This is a genomic window from Alcanivorax sp. HI0044, assembly GCF_001634945.1.
The window spans coordinates 1-834 of record NZ_LWEZ01001371.1; the positions used below are offsets into that span (position 1 = coordinate 1).

Annotated in this window: 1 protein-coding gene; it reads left to right on the plus strand. The window is 59.1% G+C overall.

The window, feature by feature from the left end:
- The coding region (locus tag A3730_RS20285) for an NAD-binding protein (RefSeq protein ID WP_197477547.1) at positions 1 to 556 on the plus strand (556 nt) is incomplete at its 5' end.
- Positions 557 to 834 lie beyond the last annotated feature (278 nt).

The following is an 834-nucleotide window of genomic DNA, read 5'->3' on the forward strand; positions in this document are numbered from 1 at the left end:
TGCCGGGCTTGGCCGCTTCGGGCAGATCACCGCGCGGATTCTGGTGGGGCGCCAGATTCCCTTCACCGCACTGGATTCCGACCCGGATGAAATCGATATGCTGCGGCGCTACGGCAACGAAGTGTACTTTGGCGATGTAACCCGGCTCGATCTATTGCACAACGCGGGCCTGGAGCATGCCAAGGTGCTGGTGCTGGCGGTGGACGATGTGGACGCCTCCCTGAAAGCCGCCGAACTGGTACGCCACCACTTTCCCAGCGTGACCATTGTGGCTCGCGCCCGCGACCGCTATCACGCTTACAAGCTACATGCCCTGGGCGTGGATCAAGTGATTCGGGAAAGCTTTGAATCTGCCCTGCTCAGTGCCCGCCTGACGTTGATGCAGCTGGGCGTTCCCGAATCCACCGCCATTGATCTGGTACGCAGCTTCCGGGATCTGGATGAGCGCCTGCTGCTGGAACAGATTGAGCATCGTGCCGATGTGGACATGCTGGTGGAAACCAATGCCAAAGGCCGGGCGGAATTGCAGTCGTTGCTGTCGGAGGGAAAGCCGTAGCGGTGTCATACAGCAATCAGTATTGAGAATAGTTTGCACCTGCATTACTATCCCGGCCCAAGTTTCCGGTCTGCCGCGCTGACGAAAGGGACGTTATTGGCGGCAAGGCTCCGAAGGCCGGGGGATCGCAGAATATTAGCCACAGGCACTACCATGATCATCTATGCTCGCGTTTTGAGTCGCTCCCTGGCGGCTTCCCTGCTGCTGTGTCCGCTGGTCTCCACGGCCGCGCAGACTGATACCGACAACAGTGTCCACGAAATTCCTGAAGTGACGGT